Here is an 18,144-nt window from a genome sequence, read left to right on the forward strand (position 1 = left end):
GCTCTGACCATCATTGGGTTGGGGTAACGGTGTATGTGTAAATATCCCGGTAACACCGGTCATCCCATGACTTCTGCGGACCTATAATGTTGATTTATTAATGAGCCAGGGCGCAACACGATGGGTAGTAGCCATATTTCTATTAAAGAGGTGAAGCTTGACCATTTTGGTGAGATCGAGGGTGTCCTGTTTGCGAAGGTCCCCATCGTGCCAGGAGCGGAAGTTGTTTGATTTATACAAGCATGATGTTAAAACGTTAGTTCGTCTAGCTTAAATTAAAGCCAATTTCAAAGAGTATAGGGATATTTTTAAATTGAAAACATTAGATTTAGTTCACGATTTTGGCAATAACCGAACTTCCGGAATCGGTGGGATTTGCAGAGTCAGATGTTACATAAATAAAAAAGATATTATTGTGCTTTTAACCGACCTAGGTTCATTAAACGATGGTCAGTCGGTAACCAATGCAGTAGAAAAGATAATAAGTTCAATCTATGAACATGGGGTAGTTACACAACCTGCCGTTTTCATAGAGCACTATGAAAGAAACTCACATAAGCTTGATACGTTTGATATAGTGAACATAAGCCCAAAAACAGAATGGATCTCAATATCAAGAGAAAAAGTATTAGATTTACTCGGTTGTGATGAAGATGAGTTTTCTGAACGCAGCATAAATAATAGGAAGGTATATGAGAAAGCCGATAAAATAAGGTACGCTCGAGATCCTTTTATAGATTCAACTTATATACCATCACCAGAGTTTATTTCTCGTAAGTGCGAAATATTAAATTCTATGATTCCCAAGTCTTCAATTGCTCAGCTAATTGAGTCAGGTGCAAAGGAACAAGATATTCAGCAGGTTATAAAAAACGATTTGTCGTTAATTGCCGAGGCTTACGTCGGTAATAATGAGTATATTTGTTTTTCCGAATATCCGCTAGCTGATGGATTAGTGGATTTTGTAATTTTCGCAGGCAGATCGCGTATGGATATCATCCTAATTGAAGTGAAAGGAGCTAACTTTAACTTAGTTAATGCGAATAGCTACGGTTCATTTAATCATAAAGTTAGAGATGCCGCAGAGCAGATCCAAAAAAGGCTTGGTCTGGTCTATAGGGATTATGAATCTTTTCGGAAAGATGCTCATGAAAAACGAATTAAAGTTTTGTCAGGTGATTTAATCCATAATGCATTCGTCGGACCTGAATCTTGTAAGCAAGTAGATCCAAATAAAGATGTAAACGTTCGCTCTATTGTCATTGGGGGGCGAACAGTAAATGATTTAGAAGAAAGTAAAAAACGCCATGACTATGAAATTCATTCAACTCCACCTATCCGTATTGAATCTTGGGATACTTGGCTTAGGAGATTAACACGATAGTCCGTGCCGGAAGATAGAGCCTGTACATAATGAACTTGATGTCCTTTATGTACAGCTCGTTGATATTCTCACCATTGTTTTGGTAGCAAGCCAAACGTCCGCTTCTCGCTCTCAGCGGACCTTCAGCTAAGTCAGCTTGTCCGCATTGTGCCAGGAGCGGACGCTTCAGAAGCCAGCTCTTTTTAAAAGCTGACGCATTATCGAACCGGATACTCTGTTTTCAACAACCCATCTCCTGCTCGGATGGTAGCCCCCCATTTTCGCGGGTTATTTCTGTTGTAGCCAGCGCTGAACGCCCGTTAATGCAGAGTCAATTGCGCCTGTCAGATAGCCCAGGAACTGCGGCGACCATTCACTGGCAATACCTGTTATCTCACCGGACAATTCTCCCCTGGCGGAAAGTTGCTCAGGTATTACGTGACTGACTTCCTGCTGGAGATCAAATTCCGTTGCAGAAACGGATCGGCCGCCCAGTCTTTTATATACTCAGCTTCGGGCTCTACCGCATCCTGCCCAAATAAGCGTACGAGCGGCTCCCGACAAAGGCTTTTGAGAACAGCATCGCTGACAGTTCATCTCGATTTTGCAAGTACGCCAGTAAAACCAAAAATCGCCGTTTTACCCGAATCTGGCTCGGATACGTCGTGGATCTCTGCTCCGCCAACATGCGGCGCACAGAAAATCCGCGCGCCTGGGGCAAGCTTCTGAAGCAGCACTGTTTCTGAGGTGCCAGAGAATAAAGCGAAGACTTGTCTTTGCGGCTGACCATGCCAGTTAGCCGCCTTCTGCGTATATAACCTGAGCGGCTGGCGTGCATCGGCAGACATCTGGCGCAGCTTGACGAGAAGGGTTGCGCGTACCTGCTTGCGACCAATCCGGTCAAGCATCATGCGCTCAACCCAGGGCCAGGGTGAAAATATCCATTGATAATCATCCGGGGTAATGATCACGCGCTGCGAAAAATCATAATTCAGTAACATCATAATCAGTGATTAGACGGCCCCACGCGGAGCCGTGTGCAGGCCTATTTGTTCGGCAGATTATCGTACACATCCAGTGCGCGCGCGGTATACGTCAGCGCTGCGCCGGTGTTCAGGTTTATGGCAACCGCCAGCGCTTCGGCGATCTCTTCGCGCGTGGCACCGTACTTAACAGCAGCATCCACATGAACGGCCAGGCAACCGTCGCAGCGGGTGGTTACGGCCACGGCCAGCGCAATCAGTTCATGGGTTTTGGGATCGAGGTGCTTGCTTTCTGACGCACCTTTATCCATCTGCTGAAAGCCTTTCATAAACTCAGGCTGCAGTTTGGCAAATTTGTCGATGGTGGCGAGCAGGCCACTGCGATATTCATTCCAGTTTAAGAACATTCAAAACTCCGGTTGTTGTTTGTCTCAGAAAAGTTATTAAATGACGTCGAAAATACGCACGTCAGGCGCACTGTTTAAATACGGTTTTAATCCGGCAACGACATCCTGCGTAAACAGCAGGCTGTTAAGGTATGCCTGCGCCTGCGCAACGGTCGTAAAACCGTGCAGCACCTGGACGTCTTCGTCGCGGACAAGCAGCTCTTTAGAGGTGGCACCCTCAATGGTGGTCAGAAACGGAGTTTTGTATTTCTGGTATACCTCAGCGGCTGCCGCACGGTTTTCATTACTGATATTCAGGGTGATTTGCAGATAAGCCATCGTTCTCTCCTTCGTTCAGGGTTGAAGTAATACGCCCGTTTAAAAAACCGGTCTGTATTACCTTTCGTTGAGGGCGATTATCAGAAAGCCAGACAGCTTCAACAAATCAGATAATCTTGTGAAGCAGAAAAGAAATTCTATGTCGTGAATTGTCGTGGTATAAGCACTACGCACCCGACGTGATTGCCGGGGCAGCGTAATGCCTGAGGGGGCAGTTTATGAACGGTCTGAGACGACATCCTGAAGAAGCCAGTCATGGAAAACGTTGACTTCATCACGCATAACTTTTTGTTGCGGGGTGACCAGATAATAGGACCATTTGAGCGGCCAACGGCGATCGGGGTGCAGTTGAACCAACTGACCGGTTTCGATAAGCTGCTTCACCAAAGCGTAACGAACGATGGCCACGCCCCTGCCGCTCAGGGCCGACAGGATGACCGCTGAGGTGGAGTTAATATGCAGCCCGCTATCCAGCGCTTCGGGTGCACCGACCGCCATCAGGACAGCATCCCATGACGGAAAATCCGCCCCAGGATGCGGCGTGTCATCGTGAATGAGTTTTTGCGTGGCGAGCCATTCACGGCAGGCCATTTTCCCGGGCGGCACCAGGCGCGGACTGCAGACCAGCACCGCTTCTTCATCCATCAGCCAGGTTTTATACACGCCTGGCCAGTCGCCCTGTCCGCAGCGAATACCGATGTCCGCCTCGCCGTGCGACACATCCATCAGTTTTTCCGTGACGTTAAGCCGCAGATTGATATTTTCGTGCGTTTCCGAAAACCGGTTCAGGCGATCCATCAGCCAGTTCATCATCAGCACCTGCGATGCCGTCACCACCACCACCGAACGCGAGCGGCGACCGCGAAGCTTGTTTAACCCGGTTTCGAGTTTGTCCAGTCCCTGCGTGATGTCCTGTAGCGCCTCCTCCGCTTCGTCAACCAACGTCAGCCGCTCTTTTCCGGAGCGGGTGCGGTGAAGAAGCGGGTGTCCGACCCAGTCTTCCAGCGAGCGTACCAGTTGGCCTACTGCAGCGGGCGTAACGCCAAGCTCCTGTGCCGCGCCGGTAAAGCTGCCGTGCCTGGCGGTGGCTTCAAAAGCGTGCAGCCATTTAAGTCGGTTTAGCGATCGCATTGTGGAAATCCTGATTCATTATTTTCCTCAGTATACGCCAGCGAGAAAGATTTTCTTTCCTGAGTCGCAATTTCTTCTCAGTCGTCAATCAGGCGTCCGGGTGGCATTCTGATTTCACACGATGAGGAGTACGGCTTTTCATCAATAACAACCATATGAATTCAAAGAGGTTAGCGATGAACGCATCTTTTGCCGGTAAAAAACTGTTAGTGGTCGGTGGTACAAGCGGTATGGGCTTCGAAACGGCGAAGCTGGTTCTGAAAAACGGCGGCAGCGTTGTGCTTGTTGGCAATCGTCAGGACAAAGCCGGGCAGGCCCGCCAGGCGCTGGCTGCGGATGGTCAGGTTTCTATCATCGTTGCCGACCTGATGAAAGAAGAAGGGATGCAGCATGTGGTAGACACCATTAATGCCGAACACAAAGATATCAGCCTGCTGGTCAATGCGGCTGGCGTGTTTTTCCCAAAACCCTTCACCGAACATGAAGCGTCAGACTATGACATGTATATGAGCATTAACCGCGCAACGTTCTTTATTACCCGTGACGTGGTGCGCAATATGGTTGATGCCGGGATTAAAGGCTCCATCGTGAATATCGGCTCCATGTGGGCGCAGCAGGCGATTGGTGCCACGCCGTCTTCAGCCTATTCGATGGCCAAAGCCGGTCTGCACGCGCTGACTAAAAACCTGGCCATTGAGCTGGGTGAAAAAGGGATCCGCGTGAATGCGGTTTCTCCGGCCGTTGTTCACACTCCTATTTACGAAGGCTTCATTCCGAAAGACGACGTAAAAGATGTGATGAACAGCTTTGACAGCTTCCATCCGATCGGACGCGTGGGTACGCCAGTCGACATCGCGGAAACTGTGGCTTTCCTGCTTTCTGAAAAAACTGGCTGGGTCACCGGCGCTATCTGGGATATTGATGGCGGTGTGATGGCTGGCCGTAACGCCTGAAGACCGCGCCGGACGCTCTGCCAGCCGTATTCCGGAGGTTCCGCTCCGTTGGCACTTCAAAACCATGTTATCGATTCCGATGAACCGGTTTCGCTGGGTGGCGAGGGACTGGCTCCTGATCCGCGGGAATTAATGCTCGCTGCGTTTAATGCCTGTATGACGGCCGTCTTTGTTCAGGAAGCCAGGGCTAAAGATCTCGCCCTTGCCATCTGATAATCCCTATTATATCGGTGCCATTTATGAATAAAAAATACCGCGCGATGCAGATCGTTGCCCCCGGTGTGCTGGAAATGACAAAGCGGCCGATACGCGCTCCCGGTCCGGATGAGGTGCTTATCAAAATTGAAGCATGCGGAGTATGCGGTGCCGATCTCCGGGACGTGGAAAGAGCGCCGCAGGAGGGCCAACCCGGCCGTATACCGGGACATGAAATCGTCGGGTTTATTGCCCGCAAGGGGAACAGGGTACCCGATATCTGGCAATGCGGTCAGCGCGTAGGCGTCGGCCGACTGGGTGGGTATTGTCAGCACTGCAAACCTTGCCGCAGAGGGCTTTTTCATCTCTGTGAAAATCAACTGACGCCGGGCCTCAGCTGCGATGGCGGCTACGCAGAGTACGTTGTCATGCGACATACCGCGCTGATAGCAATTCCCTCCGCGCTCTCTTCCGTGCATGCAGCCCCGATCCTTTGCGCCGGTACCGCTACCTTCAACGCACTGCGTAATTCAGGCGCAAGAGCGGGCGACAGAGTGGCTGTTCTCGGAGTGGGTGGGCTTGGACACATGGCTGTTCAGTACGCCCGTAAAATGGGTTTTGAGGTGACTGTGATTGCACGGGGTAGCGAAAAAGAACGCGCGGCCTTTAAGCTGGGTGCGCATCACTACATCAATACACTTGAGGAAAATGCATCAGAACGCCTGAAAAATGACGGCGGTGTGGATTTTATCGTGGCAACTGCACCGGCTTCAGAAACGGTTTCAGCCCTCTTGTCCGCCCTCTCCCCCCAGGGTAAAACAATCTTGCTGGGTACAGGACAAAAGCCGCTGCAGGTCTCGCCGGGTATGATGATCGGCGCTGAACGCACCTTGACAGGCTCCTTCGTCGGCACACCGGCGCAAACCGAGCGCGCACTGCAGTTCAGCCACCTCTTTCAGACGTTGCCCATCACAGAGCTGTTGCCATTTGAACGGGCAAATGAGGCGCTCAACAGACTTAAGCAAGGTCTGGCGCGATACAGGATAGTGCTCACCATGAATCAGGATAATTAATCACATGTCCGCAGAACATTTCCTGCCCGTTGCAGACCAGAGAAATAATATCATTCGCCTGTCGGCCGCGCAGGCCCTCGCGGGTGCCAACTCTGTCGTCTTTTATGCCACTGGCGCAATTGTGGGTAACGCCCTCGCTCCCGGCAGCTCGCTGGCTACACTTCCCATCACCATGTTTGTTCTGGGGATGGCAGGCTGTATCCTGCCGTTAGGCTCATTAGCGCGTAAAAATGGCCGTAAAAGCGCATTTATGGTCGGAACCGGGGCGGGTGTCTTGACTGGACTGACCGCCGCCCTGGCCGTCGTGATTGGCTCATTTATATTGTTCTGCATTGCCGCCTTCATGGGCGGAGCCTATGCAGCCGTTGCGCTCAGCTTTCGTTTTGCGGCAACCGACGGCGTCACGCCAGAACGTCGCGCCCGGGCCCTGTCGCTGGTGATGGGAGGCGGCGTGGTTGCCGGCGTGATTGGCCCGATGCTGGTTTCAGGCACGATGCACCTCTGGCCGCCTCATACCTTCGCCGTCACGTTCCTCGCGCAGGCGCTCGTGGCCGTTATTTCGGCATTCATACTTAAAGGCGTAAAAACCGCAGAACCTACCTGCGCGATAAAAACGGGTGGGCGGCCTTTACGCGAAATTGCCCGTCGGCCAGGGTTTGCCAGAACCGTATTCAGCGGTGCGGTAACCTATATGGTGATGAACTTCCTGATGACGGCAGCACCACTCTCGATGCACATGCACGGCATCTCTCAACAGGCGTCCAATCTCGGTATCCAGTGGCACGTTATTGCCATGTACGGTCCGGGTTTCTTCACTGGCAAATTAATTAACCGCTTTGGAGCCATGCGTATCGCTGCTGCGGGTTTGCTTATCACTGCATGCTCTGTCCTCGCCGGACTCGGTGGAACCGATATTTTTCACTACTGGTTGTCGCTGATTTTGCTGGGTCTCGGCTGGAATTTTGGCTTCACCGGCGCATCGGCGAAGATCATTGAATATCATCGTCCAGAAGAGAAAACCCAGGTCCAGTCCCTGAACGATTTTGTGGTATTTGGGGTTATGATTGTAGGGTCATTTTCTTCAGGTGCTCTACTCAGCCTCTACGGCTGGAACTCCGTCCTGTGGGGGGCCCTTGTTCCCGTCGGTCTTGCGTTTGTAGGTATTGTTAACGAGTTGCGGGCAAAAAAGCAGGATAAATTAACTTTCTGACCCAGTTTTGTCTGCTATCTGGAAGCGGGTTACGTTGATGTAAAAAGTATCTAAAGCCCAACATCAACGGGCATGATTTTGGGCATACTTGCCATGTTACCGGGTGCAGAAGACTGTTTCTTTGCCTTACATGGTTTAAGAACGTTGCATATTCGCTGAAAGAAGCGGAAGCACTGGCAATTGCTCACTGGCTTGCAGAACAACCTGAAGTCAAAACTGTACTCCACCCCGCAATGCCGGATTGTCCGGGACATGAAATATGGGAGCGAGACCCTACGGGATCGTCAGGGCTGTTCTCTGTGGTGCTTGATCCCGTACACGCATGCTAAATGACATGCAGCTGTTCGGAATGGGGTATTCCTGGGGCGGTTTTGAAAGCCTGATTATTCCTTTCGGCTGCCGGGAATATCGAACTGCGACAACGTGGCACAAGAAGGGAGAACCCCTTCGGCTCCAGATTGGCCTGGAAGATCCGGATGACCTGATCACCGATCTGCGTCAGGGGTTTGATCGGCTGCATTCATTGACGTAATCGGGTTTTGCGGCTCGCAAAGCTGTAAAATTTGCTCTTTCATCCATAAATGTCCAGGGGAGTTACTGAGCTGTGGGCTGTAATAAGCCTTCAGAATATACTGGGGTGTTGGGAATGGAGGAGTAAACACCACAAGATTTTTCATATCAAAAACAGATGAGATGCCCCGCTTGGGCAGCGTGATGACCAGATCAGTATTTGAAACAATGAGCGGGGCAATCATCAGACTTGGTAATTCAACAACAATTCGGCGGCGTACCTGCTGACTTTCCAGATAGCGGTCGATAGCACCCCGGGATTCCAGCCATGGGCGTACCACCACGTGTCCGGCGTTAATATAGCGCTCATGGGTAAGGGAATCATAAATTTCAGGGTGACCACGTCGCACCGCAACCACGTAATCATCAGTAAAGCAGGTAATGGACTCAATACCGCGCCGGGGATTTTTCTGCTCTTCTTCAAAACCAAGAGCAAAATCAACTTTGCCCGAAAGCAGATCTTCATCGGCGTTAAAATCGCGTGAGTAGATAAGCTTAATGGTAATACCCGGCGCGAGGCTGTTAACTCTCGCGATCAGGCCTGGCAGGATCACAGCGGCCGTGTAGTCCGTGGCGGCAAAAGTAAACGTCTCCCGGCTTTTTTCCGGCTCAAAGTGTTCAGGCTCATGTAGGCAAGTCGAGAGACTGTTCAGAGCGGCGGAAACGTTAGCGGCAATGCTCTCTGCTTTTGACGTTGGCACCATGCGTCCGCCAGTGCGCACAAATAAGGGATCATCCAGTGAGGCACGTAAGCGATTGAGCGCATGACTCAGCGCTGACGGACTTAGCGCCATTTCATTAGCGGCCTCCGTTACGCTCCCATGCCGATAAAGAGAATCGAAGATAAGCAATAAATTCAGATCGGTCTTGCGCAACGTCGACACCATGGTTCTTTTTTCCGGGTGAAATTTGAAAATAGTGATTAATGAATATTGTACATTTTATTTTTGCATAAAATGCAGCGAAAGCATGATTGAAAAAAGATAGTATATTTCCAACAAAATGATTCTGAAGAGGCAAAACTATGTCTACCCCTGTATTCCGTCAGGCCACTGCCGCCGATGTCGATCGTTGCTATGATATTGAAATCACATCCTACGAAGGGGATGAAGCCGCAACGCGCGAGAAAATAGCCACCCGTATTAACCGCTATCCGGAAGGTTTTCTGTGTATGGAGCTGAACGGCGACGTTATTGGTTTCATCAATGCAGGCTGCGCATGGGAAGTCGTGATGTCTGATGAAGAATTTAAAGAACTGGTTGGACACGATCCGGATGCACCTAATGCCGTGATTATGTCTGTCGTGGTTCACCCGGATTATCAGGGCAAAGGATACTCGTCGTTGCTGATGCGTGAATTCGTGGCGCATATGAAAGCAATGAACAAAAAAACAATCCACCTGTTGTGTAAAGATCGCCACGTCGATCTGTATGCTCATTTTGGTTACCAGTATATGAAACCGTCAGAGTCAGATCACGGTGGTATGGCCTGGCATGAAATGATGATGACACTCTGATTTAACTATCCAGACACGACTCTTTTTCTTTTCATCTGTTTCGCCAAATATTTACGCATCAGTGCATTTTGTAGTGTCACGCCACGACACACAGGGAAACCTCGTTCCACGACATGAAAGCCGTGTCGTAGAAAGAACGCTTCCGCAGCCTTACTGACATTTGAAGTAAGTTCACCCATTCCACGTTGTCTGGCTTCTTCATGAATGCGGTCCATCAGTAGCGTCCCTACGCCCTGTCTCGGGTAGACTCCCGAGACATAGAAATGGTCAATGTACCCATTTGGCTGAACATCCGCATATCCAGCTATTTCACCATCCACTTCAACAACAAAGGGACGTAGTGCCCTCATGCGATTAGTCCAGTGATCCGGGTCGATATCTGACGGGGCCCAGGCATCTATTTGTTCATGTGTGTAATAGTGGGATGTGAGGGTATGTACAGAAGATAAGAAAACGCTGAGTAACGAAATCTCATCTCCATTCTTGAACCTTCTGATTTTCATAAAACCTCGTTATGAGCGTGGCTGGTAGAACAATATCATTACTTTTCATAATGTTCTATTTTATAGACTGGACATGCGACCCCGACATTTTCTGTATCAAAATCTGGATAACCCTGGCTTCCAGGAATCTACATATCCATTTATCGGTGTCGGTTCTGGGTTAAGATAATCGCCTCTCCGTTCTGGCTGTGGTTAATGAGATGAATCTCAATCGCTGTTGTTATTTGCTACTGGTCTGCTCTGCGGTCAGTAGCCTTTTTGCCCCACATCCGTTGCTGATATGGGGCCTGCTCGCCAACATATTGACGCTGGCGATTTACGGCGTGGACAAAATGGCAGCGCGTAAGGCCTGGCGCAGAGTGCCGGAATCCACATTGCTGGTATTTGGCGCTGTGGGCGGATGGGCTGGAGCCATTGTCGGCCAACAACTCTTTCACCATAAAACACAAAAGCAGCCCTTCAAAACTTACTTCATCATCAGTGTGATATTAAGTACCTCCGCTATGGTGGCCGTGTATCAGTTCTTTCCATTCTCACTTTCCTGAGCATCATTTAGGGATAGCGCCAGCCCCTGTGCAACGTTATCGTGTTGGATTATAAACAAAAGCATCGTTAGCATGTCTGTCCTGATGTACGCACTCTATACTCTGCAACAGATCGTCAACATTAAGGATGGATATGAAAAAGCTGTTGCTGGTTCTCCTGGTGCTAACTGCATTTGCAGCCAATTCTATCCTCTGTCGTATCGCCTTAAAGAATGGGTATTCAGATCCTGAAACGTTCAGCGTGCTGAGATTACTCGGTGGTGCAGTAATGCTGTTTTTCTGGCATATAGCCCGGGGTAAACTGAAAGAAATACGCTGGAAAATCATCGATGCCCTGTTGCTGTGTGCCTATGTATTATTTTTCTCAATCGCGTATGTGCAGCTCAATACCGCAACAGGCGCATTACTGCTGTTTGGCGCAGTGCAGATCTGCATGATTGGCTGGGGATTAATAAAAGGTGAAACACTTAGCGGATACAAAGCCACCGGGATCGTTATTGCCATCGGGGGGATCATTATGCTGCTGCTCCCCGGCGCAACCGCTCCCCCTTTGATACCCGCCCTGACGATGGTTGTTTCAGGCATGGCATGGGGAGCTTATTCTGTGCGTGGGAAAAATATCCTCTCTCCTGCCGGGACGACTGCAGGAAATTTCATTCTGAGCCTTCCGGTTATTTTCATCCTGAGTTTGGTACGACAGGAGCCCGTGCATACTGACGCCAACGGCGTCATCCTTGCCCTGCTCTCCGGCGGACTGGCTTCTGGTGTGACTTACGTACTTTGGTACCAACTTGTTGCCACTATGTCTTCAGCAACCGCCAGCACGCTGCAGTTGAGCGTGCCCTGTATTGCTGCGGTAGGTGGAGTGCTATTTCTTGGCGAATTGCCTGATTTGAGAATTCTGGTTTGCACACTGATCGTTCTGGCTGGCATAGCCATTGTTATTTCATCCGATCGAACACAGAGTAAGAAATCAGCACAGGGATAACGTTGAGGAGTCACAGCACTGTGCTTCGGTGTTTTGACTCACAGCCAGGAGCGGACGTTGATATGATTTGATGAGTATATTTATGGAATTAATTTTATCTTTGATTTTTAAGGTTTTTACCATCCGCAATACAAAATCAGATGTTCTCAATAAAAAAACCCCTGCGTCAGCATGCAGGGGCAAAAGGAAAGCACTTCTGTTTTTTTAACTATGAGGGTTACAACAAAGGGTCTATTGGTACAGATACAGCATTACAACCGTGCAGGGCTGATGAAGTAGCTGTTATTATTGCTCTACAGTGCTTGCCAGGTCAGCTGCCGGCAGTCGCGGCTGAGAACGCTGCCAGCCAGAACCATAGCGGGTGTACTGTGCAGGAACGGGGAGTACAACGTTCAAATCGTCTGCTGCAGTACGCGCCCAGAACGGATCCTTCAGCATATCCCGGCCAACAAGAATGATATCTGCCCGGCCATTCTGCAAAATTTCTTCTGCCTGACGACCTGTTTCGATCAGACCTACAGCCCCGGTTTTAATATCCAACTCCCTTCGTAGTAGCTCGGCTGCAGGGACCTGATAATTTGGGTAAGTGTTTACCTGTACCATCGCAATTCCGCCGCTTGAACAGTCAATCAGATCAATACCTTGTTCTTTCATCCAGTTGCCGTAGATCAAGAAGTCTTCCGGACGGTTTCCGCCTTCAACATAATCGGTTGAAGAGATACGCAGGAACAATGGGCCTTTCCACTCGCTGCGCACGACGTCAATGACTTCACGCACAATGCGGTAACGATTCTCGTGGCTACCGCCGTATTCATCGGTACGTTTGTTCGCTAGCGGCGACAGGAACTGATTCAACAGATAGCCGTGGGCACCGTGGATTTCAATAACGTCAAAACCGGCTTCACGCGCACGGCGAGCACCTTGACGGAACGCCTCTACGACTTCGTTAATTTGCTCAATACTCATCGCCTGTGGTACGCGGGAATCAGGTGTGAACGGAATAGCTGACGGCGCGATAGAGGGCAGGTCAATTCCCAGTTGGCGACCAGCATGTCCAATCTGTGCGCCGGCTTTCGCGCCAAAACGGTGAATGGCATCTGTCACGCGGGACAAACCTTCAATATGGCTATCACCCCAGATACCGATGTCTCCAGGACCGATTGGACCATTCGGTAATACAGAGGCCGTTTCCAGCATGATAAGACCTGCTCCGCCCAGGGCACGCGCGCCGTAGTGGATAACATGAAAGTCATTAATCTTGCCGTCGTCAGATGCCGAGTGCATGCACATCGGGGACATGGCAATACGGTTGCGGAATTCAACGCCGTTGATTGTGATGGGTTCAAAAAGCAAAGCTGACATTTCTACTCCAGAAAGTGATTGATATTTAGCCCGCTAAAAGTACCATACGATTATAATTCGTTTATACGCTAAAAAAATGCACATACTTACCAAAAGGTAACCATGATGTTTTTATGAAGAAATTACGTAACTACGATTCGGCACCAGGTTGTTCAATGGAAGCAGCACTGCATATCATGGGTGGGAAATGGAAAGGGGTGATCCTCTATCATTTATTTAAGGACGGTACGCTTCGGTTTAGCGAACTCCAGCGGTTTTTAACCAGCATCAATCAGCGTTTACTGACGAAGCAACTGCGTGAACTTGAAGAGGATGGCCTGATTATTCGCCAGGTTTATCCCGTTGTTCCACCAAAGGTTGAATACTCGTTGAGTGACGAAGGACGGGAGCTGAACAAACTGGTTCTGGATCTAAGCATATGGGGCAGAAACTGGCTGGAACGCCGCGGTCTTAAAACAGCGGTTGAAGAGGATATCGAGGAGTTGAAAAAGGTTCTCGGCGATCCGAAGTAAGCCGTCTTCACGGGTATCTAAGAGCCAAAATGGGTGATGCAGAAATCGATAAAACTTCGTAATCGTGGAGTCATTCTTCTGTCCTGGGCATAAAGCACATGGACGGGCCGACCGGGCAGTTCATAATCGGGCAGAACCCGCACCAGCCGCCCGGCGGCGATGTCCGCGCTCATCAGCGGAAGCGGTTGCATAATGATTCCCAGCCCTGAGAGGGCGGCAGCAAGCAGGGCTTCGCTGTTGTCCGTTTTAAACCTGCCGGTTACAGGTACCGAGACTTGTCCGCCAGGGCCTTCAAATTTCCATTCCGTCCGCATTGATGTATGGGTAAAGATCAGGCACTGGTGCCGCGTCAAATCCTGCGGCACAGAGGGCGTTCCAGCCTCTTCAAGATAAGCCGGTGCAGCACAAATAACCATCTGATAGGGAGCAAGCGCTCTTGCCAGTAGCTGGCTGTCCGCCAGTTCTCCCGTACGAAAAACGGCATCAAAGCGCTCTTCAACCAGATCGACAGTGCGATTCGACAAACAGAGTTCGAGCGAGACTTCGGGATTTTGTTTGAGATATTCCGGCAGTTTTGAGGCCAGCAGCTGACTGCCAAAGGTAATGGGAGCGCTGATCCTGAGATTACCACGGGGGATCGCACGGGTTTCAGCAATCACGGCTTCCGCTTCTTCCATTTCAGCCAGAATATTTTTCGCTCTTTCATAAAAGAGACGGCCGCTGTCCGTCAGGCTCTGGCTCCGGGTCGTACGGTTGATCAGCTGAATGCCAAGATTTTGCTCAAGCATGCGTAACTGCTTACCCGTCAGCTGAGAGGACTGATCCAGCTCACCCGCTGCGGCAGAAATGGAGCCTGACTCGACCACCCTAATGAATGTCTGCATGCAGGTTAAACGATCCATTTGAAATGAAATGTTCCAGGTGATGGTTATTTACGTAAATTTATCGCATTACGTTTTCAATGTACATTGCCAGTCAACTTAGCTCGCTTAACCGTGAGCATCCGATCACTAACAAAGGCATTCTTGATATGAAAAATCTCTCTCTTTCCTTACTGATGGCGGCCTCCATGAGCTGTTCAGCGCTGGCATCTGCAGCTGATGTTAAAGCTGCTAAACCCACGGTTGTGCTTGTGCATGGTGCATTTTCAGATGGTTCAACCTGGAATAAGGTCATTCCTTTGCTTGAGGCTAAAGGGCTTAATGTCGTTGCCGTACAAAACCCACTCACCTCCTTTGCTGAAGATACCGCCACAACACGTCGCGCACTGGCACGAGTAAAAGGTCCTGTTGTGCTGGTCGGCCATTCCTATGGTGGAGCAGTCATTACAGAGGCCGGTGCAAAAAATGAGAACGTCAAAGCACTGGTTTATGTTGCCGCTTTTGCACCATCGGCCGGAGAGTCTGTCGGTGATTTAACAAAAGATTATCCTACGCCATCAGGTTTCAGCCATATTGATGCTGATGATGCGGGTTATCTGAAGCTCACTTCTGAAGGCGTTTCTAAGCACCTGGCGCAGGGTGTTACTACGGAACAAGCGAGACTTATCTACGCCACTCAGGGCCCAACTAACGGCGCAGTATTTGGCGAAAAAGTGAAAGACGCGGCATGGGAAAATAAACCTTCCTGGTATATTGTCAGCGAACAGGATCATATGCTCGACACTGACTTACAGAAAGCGATGGCGAAGAAAATTCACGCGACGGTGACTACCCTGAACACCAGTCATGCCCCACATATTTCTCAGCCAGATGCCGTGGCAAGTGTAATTCTTCATGCGGTCAGCGCCGTAAAATAATCAATATCGTGGTGATTATTAATCACTACACGAAAAAGTAGTTTGGGCTGCGTTCAAACTCACCCAACCCTTTGTGATACGATATTTGCTTTAGATTGTCACATGGGATCAGATCTTGAATTCATACATTTTCCTTGCAGGAGCTATTGTAGCTGAGGTCATAGGTACAACCCTGATGAAGTTCTCTGACGGATTCACACGCCTATGGCCATCGGTAGCAACTATTGTGTGCTACTGCACAGCCTTTTATCTTCTCTCCCAGACTCTGTCGACCATTCCAACGGGTATTGCGTACGCAATTTGGTCAGGTGCTGGAATCGTATTAATCAGCCTTTTGAGCTGGTTGGTAAGTGGGCAAAAACTTGATTTTCCGGCGATCGCAGGCATGCTTCTTATTTGTGCTGGAGTTCTGGTTATTAATATTTTTTCAAAATCCTCCCCACATTGATTCTCTTATTTTGCTCTTGTAGGAAAAGCGCATATGAAAATACCAAAACTCCATACGGAACGCTTGCTGTTAAAACCATTAGAAGCCGAAGATGCCTCGCAGATTCAGTTGCTTTATCCACGCTGGGAGATAGTTCGCTATATGGTTTCCTCAGTACCCTGGCCCTATCCTGATAACGGTGCGGAGAATTACGTCAATAACGTTGCCCTGCCTGATATGGAAAAAGGGATTGCGTGGATCTGGACTATCAGACTCCGTGAGGCCCCTGACGCTCTCATAGGTTTAATTTGCCTTTATGACGTTGAGGATAATAACCGTGGATTTTGGTTAGATCCGGAATATCAGGGTCAGGGTTTTATGCGTGAGGCCAGTAATATCGCTACGGATTACTGGTTTAATACGTTAAATAAGACGGTATTGCGTGCGCCGAAAGCATCTCTCAATATCCGTTCCAAACGTATTTCAGACAGTAGCGGCATGCGGCTTATCAAGACGGAAAAGAAAGAGTATGTCAGCGGTTTGCTGGATTCTGAACTTTGGGAAATCACGCGCGACGAATGGAACGCTCGTCAGGTTGGTTAATATAAATTATGGAATGTCCATAACTGAACCGCAGAGAATTTCTGTTCTTCGCAAAAGTTCATCGCCTCTTGAATCAGTTTTCTGTCCAATCCACTGTCGCGTACGCAGCGAAGCCTGTCACATCAACTACAGTGTGGGCTTCCCGATAGGCGTGACAGCAAGCCGCTCAAGCGTTTTACCCCTTTCACTACCCCAGAGAAAATAGAAACTACTATCCTTACAGCGCGTAAAGTCTGAGCGCCCCTGTCATTCAAACCGAACCTGGTATGCTCCAGTTCGCTGTCTGAATAAAAAACACGCTGCAAAATCAACAAAATATAGTCAACTTGCTTAATTACTCTGCAATCGCGTGAAAACATGCAGAAAAATGCTAATTCCCTCTTGCCTCATTCGGTCTGTGCCGCTAATATTCGTCCCCGTTGTCACCTACAACGTTGCGTTCATAGCTCAGTTGGTTAGAGCACCACCTTGACATGGTGGGGGTCGTTGGTTCGAGTCCAATTGAACGCACCATTTGCGTCCGTAGCTCAGTTGGTTAGAGCACCACCTTGACATGGTGGGGGTCGGTGGTTCGAGTCCACTCGGACGCACCAAATCATATCCCTTTGATTTGGTGCTAAATTCTCAAACGTTCTCCTGAAACCCATTCTATTCTTTGCGCAGACAAGCAAGATACTTCTGCACCGATCGCACCACAATCTGTCTGGCGTTGGATTTAATATCCTGACCTTCAAACGCGCCATAGAGTCGGTCGAATCTGACATCCTGCAACGCGTGCATAATGTGGATAACCGCGCTTGCCGGCAATGGCAGCATATTGGGGTAGCTCCACATAAACGACACAGCATCCGCACCGGGAGTGACCTGCAAAATATCGCCCACAAGGATTATCCCCTCCCCATCATCAATATGCATAATACTCCCCCCCGCAAAATGTCCGCCCAGGCGTAACAACGTCACGGTAGGGAGTAATTTATGCACATCGCCTTCCCATAGCCGAATAGAGGGGCTGTCACGCATAATCCACTGGCGATCGTCGGCATGCAGATAGATTGGTGCATCGAATGCTGCCGCCCAATCCTGCATCATGGAGTAGTAGTGAGGATGCGAAATGGCAATGGCACTCAACCCACCCAGCGCGGTGATGAGCGTCTGCGTGGCCGGGTCCAGATTCGCAATACAATCCCAGAGCACATTCCCCTGCGGGGTGCGTAGCAAAAATGCTCGTTGGTTAATGGCAAACCGTGGCACGGTCTGAATACTCAGTAGCGAACGCTCATGCTGCAGCCATTTATTCGTATGCGTCGCGTGAAGCGCGGCTGGATCGATCCATGATTGTCCGGTAACGGGAACATACTGGCGCTCATCTTCGCAGATTTTGCAATGCGTTATAGCCCCATGCGTATCGTCATAGGACGTTCCGCAGGTCTTACACAAGATTGTCATTTGTCTTCCCCCTGCACGTATGCTCTCTTCCGTTCAGGATCTTTTATTACGGTCAAAGCATAGAACAAAAAAAGACAGCGTCAGCATCCCACCGCACGCTGGATCAAATAACCCTTTGAAAGTGACTACAACATCAAATGATGTAAGCGAAATGGCATCATCAGATGCCTTCAAAGTCCCTTGTGCAGGGCGTATCATTCATCTTCTTCGCATAACTGCCATAGTCCAGAGATCAGATATC

21 protein-coding genes, 2 tRNA genes and 2 pseudogenes are annotated in these 18,144 nt (G+C 49.6%); 16 read left to right on the forward strand and 9 right to left on the reverse strand.

Annotation, left to right across the window (positions count from 1 at the left end):
- The first annotated feature begins 313 nt into the window (after window positions 1-313).
- Entirely contained in the window at window positions 314-1,384 is a 1,071-nt protein-coding gene (locus HV041_RS09880; protein WP_153070205.1) for a Shedu immune nuclease family protein, read from the forward strand.
- 572 nt (window positions 1,385-1,956) lie between these two features.
- Here HV041_RS09880 and HV041_RS09890 read toward each other — a convergent pair.
- The 4 genes from HV041_RS09890 to HV041_RS09905 all read right to left on the reverse strand — a co-directional run bounded on the left by HV041_RS09890 (window position 1,957) and on the right by HV041_RS09905 (window position 4,202).
- On the reverse strand, window positions 1,957-2,367 hold the full coding sequence (locus HV041_RS09890) for a hypothetical protein (protein ID WP_226814000.1): 411 nt from the start codon (window positions 2,365-2,367) through the stop codon (window positions 1,957-1,959).
- A gap of 41 nt (window positions 2,368-2,408) precedes the next feature.
- Window positions 2,409-2,753: a carboxymuconolactone decarboxylase family protein gene (locus tag HV041_RS09895; protein WP_048211788.1), complete on the reverse strand. Its 345-nt coding sequence runs from the start codon at window positions 2,751-2,753 to the stop codon at window positions 2,409-2,411.
- A gap of 36 nt (window positions 2,754-2,789) precedes the next feature.
- Window positions 2,790-3,071 carry a hypothetical protein gene (locus HV041_RS09900; RefSeq protein ID WP_048211789.1) on the reverse strand — a complete coding sequence of 94 codons (282 nt, stop codon included), beginning with the start codon at window positions 3,069-3,071 and terminating at the stop codon, window positions 2,790-2,792.
- A 216-nt stretch (window positions 3,072-3,287) separates the two neighbouring features.
- The gene (locus tag HV041_RS09905) at window positions 3,288-4,202 is read right to left on the reverse strand and encodes a LysR substrate-binding domain-containing protein (protein WP_121584585.1); all 915 of its coding nucleotides are present in this window, start codon (window positions 4,200-4,202) and stop codon (window positions 3,288-3,290) included.
- 176 nt (window positions 4,203-4,378) lie between these two features.
- Here HV041_RS09905 and HV041_RS09910 point away from each other — a divergent pair, with 176 nt between their 5' ends.
- From HV041_RS09910 to HV041_RS09930, 5 genes and pseudogenes are all read left to right on the forward strand, one after another.
- Entirely contained in the window at window positions 4,379-5,155 is a 777-nt protein-coding gene (locus HV041_RS09910) for an SDR family oxidoreductase (RefSeq protein ID WP_061067834.1), read from the forward strand.
- A 48-nt stretch (window positions 5,156-5,203) separates the two neighbouring features.
- Window positions 5,204-5,368 (forward strand): hypothetical protein, encoded by a 165-nt coding sequence (locus HV041_RS09915; protein ID WP_226813999.1) that lies wholly within the window; start codon window positions 5,204-5,206, stop codon window positions 5,366-5,368.
- Window positions 5,369-5,394: 26 nt separating this feature from the next.
- Window positions 5,395-6,423, forward strand: coding sequence for an alcohol dehydrogenase catalytic domain-containing protein (locus HV041_RS09920; protein ID WP_121584584.1), 1,029 nt, complete (start codon window positions 5,395-5,397; stop codon window positions 6,421-6,423).
- Between the two features lie 4 nt (window positions 6,424-6,427).
- Window positions 6,428-7,633: an MFS transporter gene (locus HV041_RS09925; RefSeq protein ID WP_121584583.1), complete on the forward strand. Its 1,206-nt coding sequence runs from the start codon at window positions 6,428-6,430 to the stop codon at window positions 7,631-7,633.
- Window positions 7,634-7,720: 87 nt separating this feature from the next.
- Window positions 7,721-8,165: pseudogene (locus HV041_RS09930) on the forward strand (PLP-dependent transferase); the annotation flags it as partial.
- On the opposite strand, the gene HV041_RS09935 reads toward HV041_RS09930, so the two are convergent.
- Window positions 8,119-9,090, reverse strand: a complete 972-nt coding sequence (locus tag HV041_RS09935) for a LysR family transcriptional regulator (protein WP_121584582.1) — start codon at window positions 9,088-9,090, stop codon at window positions 8,119-8,121. The pseudogene HV041_RS09930 and the gene HV041_RS09935 sit on opposite strands and share 47 nt — an antisense overlap.
- A gap of 137 nt (window positions 9,091-9,227) precedes the next feature.
- Here HV041_RS09935 and HV041_RS09940 point away from each other — a divergent pair, with 137 nt between their 5' ends.
- Window positions 9,228-9,719 (forward strand): GNAT family N-acetyltransferase, encoded by a 492-nt coding sequence (locus tag HV041_RS09940; RefSeq protein ID WP_115602095.1) that lies wholly within the window; start codon window positions 9,228-9,230, stop codon window positions 9,717-9,719.
- Between the two features lie 5 nt (window positions 9,720-9,724).
- Here HV041_RS09940 and HV041_RS09945 read toward each other — a convergent pair whose 3' ends face one another.
- A complete protein-coding gene (locus HV041_RS09945; RefSeq protein ID WP_121584581.1) occupies window positions 9,725-10,222 on the reverse strand; it encodes a GNAT family N-acetyltransferase in 498 nt (165 codons plus the stop codon).
- Between the two features lie 200 nt (window positions 10,223-10,422).
- On the opposite strand from HV041_RS09945, the gene HV041_RS09950 reads away from it, so the two are divergent.
- Window positions 10,423-10,767, forward strand: coding sequence for a DUF1294 domain-containing protein (locus HV041_RS09950; RefSeq protein WP_061067829.1), 345 nt, complete (start codon window positions 10,423-10,425; stop codon window positions 10,765-10,767).
- Between the two features lie 133 nt (window positions 10,768-10,900).
- On the forward strand, window positions 10,901-11,755 hold the full coding sequence (locus HV041_RS09955; protein ID WP_121584580.1) for a DMT family transporter: 855 nt from the start codon (window positions 10,901-10,903) through the stop codon (window positions 11,753-11,755).
- 285 nt (window positions 11,756-12,040) lie between these two features.
- On the opposite strand, the gene namA is transcribed toward HV041_RS09955, so the two are convergent.
- Window positions 12,041-13,117 (reverse strand): NADPH dehydrogenase NamA, encoded by a 1,077-nt coding sequence (gene namA, locus HV041_RS09960; protein WP_121584579.1) that lies wholly within the window; start codon window positions 13,115-13,117, stop codon window positions 12,041-12,043.
- Window positions 13,118-13,230: 113 nt separating this feature from the next.
- On the opposite strand from namA, the gene HV041_RS09965 reads away from it, so the two are divergent.
- Window positions 13,231-13,629, forward strand: a complete 399-nt coding sequence (locus HV041_RS09965) for a helix-turn-helix domain-containing protein (RefSeq protein ID WP_048211800.1) — start codon at window positions 13,231-13,233, stop codon at window positions 13,627-13,629.
- A gap of 17 nt (window positions 13,630-13,646) precedes the next feature.
- On the opposite strand, the gene HV041_RS09970 is transcribed toward HV041_RS09965, so the two are convergent.
- Complete coding sequence (locus tag HV041_RS09970) at window positions 13,647-14,513, reverse strand: LysR substrate-binding domain-containing protein (protein ID WP_226813998.1); 867 nt, start codon at window positions 14,511-14,513, stop codon at window positions 13,647-13,649.
- Window positions 14,514-14,659: 146 nt separating this feature from the next.
- Here HV041_RS09970 and HV041_RS09975 point away from each other — a divergent pair, with 146 nt between their 5' ends.
- The 6 genes and pseudogenes from HV041_RS09975 to HV041_RS09995 all read left to right on the forward strand — a co-directional run bounded on the left by HV041_RS09975 (window position 14,660) and on the right by HV041_RS09995 (window position 17,050).
- A complete protein-coding gene (locus HV041_RS09975) occupies window positions 14,660-15,427 on the forward strand; it encodes an alpha/beta hydrolase (RefSeq protein ID WP_121585485.1) in 768 nt (255 codons plus the stop codon).
- Between the two features lie 115 nt (window positions 15,428-15,542).
- Window positions 15,543-15,875, forward strand: coding sequence for an EmrE family multidrug efflux SMR transporter (locus HV041_RS09980; RefSeq protein WP_071887338.1), 333 nt, complete (start codon window positions 15,543-15,545; stop codon window positions 15,873-15,875).
- Window positions 15,876-15,908: 33 nt separating this feature from the next.
- A complete protein-coding gene (locus HV041_RS09985) occupies window positions 15,909-16,457 on the forward strand; it encodes a GNAT family N-acetyltransferase (RefSeq protein ID WP_061067824.1) in 549 nt (182 codons plus the stop codon).
- Window positions 16,458-16,607: 150 nt separating this feature from the next.
- A pseudogene (locus HV041_RS25070) lies at window positions 16,608-16,694 on the forward strand (glutathione peroxidase); the annotation flags it as partial.
- A gap of 199 nt (window positions 16,695-16,893) precedes the next feature.
- Window positions 16,894-16,970 (forward strand) — tRNA-Val (locus HV041_RS09990).
- Window positions 16,971-16,973: 3 nt separating this feature from the next.
- A tRNA-Val gene (locus HV041_RS09995) sits at window positions 16,974-17,050 on the forward strand.
- Between the two features lie 55 nt (window positions 17,051-17,105).
- Here the strand turns inward: HV041_RS09995 and HV041_RS10000 are convergent.
- Window positions 17,106-17,903 carry an MBL fold metallo-hydrolase gene (locus HV041_RS10000; protein WP_121584577.1) on the reverse strand — a complete coding sequence of 266 codons (798 nt, stop codon included), beginning with the start codon at window positions 17,901-17,903 and terminating at the stop codon, window positions 17,106-17,108.
- Window positions 17,904-18,144 lie beyond the last annotated feature (241 nt).

This window comes from Citrobacter sp. RHBSTW-00029 (assembly GCF_014104295.1).
Lineage (GTDB): Bacteria > Pseudomonadota > Gammaproteobacteria > Enterobacterales > Enterobacteriaceae > Citrobacter > Citrobacter youngae.